This window comes from Halomonas sp. 707D4 (assembly GCF_024158685.1).
GTDB lineage: Bacteria > Pseudomonadota > Gammaproteobacteria > Pseudomonadales > Halomonadaceae > Vreelandella.
This window is the reverse complement of record NZ_JAMZBD010000591.1, coordinates 1-1,645: the sequence shown is the minus strand read 5'-3', so window position 1 is coordinate 1,645 and position 1,645 is coordinate 1. Positions and strand designations below refer to the sequence as shown.

3 protein-coding genes and 1 pseudogene are annotated in these 1,645 nt (G+C 68.4%); all 4 read left to right on the top strand.

Annotation, left to right across the window (positions count from 1 at the left end):
- Positions 1-416: MotA/TolQ/ExbB proton channel family protein (locus BIS11_RS16930; protein WP_253586631.1), on the top strand; the 416-nt coding region annotated here is incomplete at its 5' end.
- On the top strand, positions 417-959 hold the full coding sequence (locus BIS11_RS16925; protein WP_253423211.1) for a MotA/TolQ/ExbB proton channel family protein: 543 nt from the start codon (positions 417-419) through the stop codon (positions 957-959). It abuts the gene before it with no gap.
- A complete protein-coding gene (locus tag BIS11_RS16920) occupies positions 952-1,359 on the top strand; it encodes a biopolymer transporter ExbD (protein ID WP_253423213.1) in 408 nt (135 codons plus the stop codon). The genes BIS11_RS16925 and BIS11_RS16920 overlap by 8 nt, the downstream gene beginning before the upstream one ends.
- A pseudogene (locus tag BIS11_RS16915) lies at positions 1,356-1,645 on the top strand (iron transporter); the annotation flags it as partial. The gene BIS11_RS16920 and the pseudogene BIS11_RS16915, both read left to right, overlap by 4 nt.

Here is a 1,645-nt window from a genome sequence, read left to right as displayed (position 1 = left end):
TGCATCGCTTCCAGGACATGGACAAGCACCAGACGCCGGAAGCACTCGAGGCGCGCCTGGACGAGGCGGTACTGGCAGAGCTTCCGCGTATCGAGCGGGGCCAGCCCATGGTCAAGCTGCTGGCCGCCATTGCGCCGCTGCTCGGGCTTCTGGGCACCGTGACCGGCATGATCGTCACCTTCCAGGCGATCACCGTGTTCGGTACCGGCGACCCGCAGCTGATGGCCGGCGGCATCAGCCAGGCGCTGGTCACCACGGTGCTTGGGCTGGTCACCGCCGTGCCGCTGCTGTTCGCCCAGACGGCGCTTGCCAGCCGCAGCCGCTACCTGACCCAGGTGATCGAAGGCGAGGCCAGCGCCACGCTTGCGGATCATCTCGAGGCGCAGTCGAACGCTCGCGCCGGGACGGCGATCTAGATGGTCACGCTTCCCCTTTGGCTCGCCCCCGTGGAGCGGTTGATCGATGCCGGCGGCGCGGTCCTGGTGGTGCTGGCGGTCGTGGCCGTGGCGGTGTTCGCCATGGCGATCGAGCGCTGGTGGTACTACCGGGTGACCTGGCGCATCGCCCGGCGGCGTTTGATCAAGCGCTGGGCCGGGCGCCAGGATCACCGCAGCTGGAGCGCGCGTACCCTTCGCCAGGTGTGGAGCGATCGCCTGGTGGGCCAGCTCCGGCGCCCGTTGCCCTGGCTGAAGCTGCTCGTGGCGCTATGTCCGCTGCTGGGGCTTCTGGGTACGGTGACCGGCATGATCACGGTGTTCGACAGCCTGACCTACAGCGATACCCACCAGGCCCGCGCCATGGCCGACGGCGTGGCCCGCGCGACCCTGCCGACCCTGACGGGAATGGCCATCGCCGTGGTGGGACTCTTATTCATTAGTCGCCTGGAGCACGTGATTCGTCGCGAAGACCAGCGTCTTCACGACCGCCTGGCGCGCGCCTTGGAGGAGAACGATGCGTAGACGTCGCTCGATCGATGCAGCCGAAGAGAGCAACGAAGTCAACCTGACGCCGATGCTCGACGTCGTCTTCATCATGCTGATCTTCTTTATCGTCACCACCAGCTTCATCAACGAAAGCGGCATCGAGATCGACCGCCCCGAGTCGAGCGCGGCCAGTTCGCGCCCGGACGTCCAGGTGCTGGTGGCCATCACGCCGGAAGGCGCAGTCTGGGTCGATGGCAGCCCGGTGGACGTCCACCGCGTCGGCCAGACGGTCGCCGGGCTGCTCAGCAGCGACGGCTCGGTGGTCATCCAGGCCGATCGCGACGCCACCACGGGGCTGCTGGTCGAGGTGATGGATCGTCTTCAGCAGGCCGGCGTCGACCAGGTCGCGGTGGCTGCGAGCCGGGGCGCGCAATGATACGACGCCTGCTTTCGCTGCTCGCTGGTGCGGTGCTCGCCATTGGGCTCTTCTGGTGTCTGGCGCTGCTGGTCACGCCGCCCGAGCAGCCCCTCGATGAGCCGGAAATGACCATGACCATGAGCATGGTCGAAGCGGTGGAGGTCGCGCCGGAGCCAGAACCCCCGGCCCCGACGCAGGCGCCGCCGCCCACTGCCGCTACGCCGCCGCCGATGCCGACGCCCGCCCCGGCAGACAGCGCCGAGAGCGCCATCGCGCTTCCCGAAACGCAGCTGCCGAACGAGCC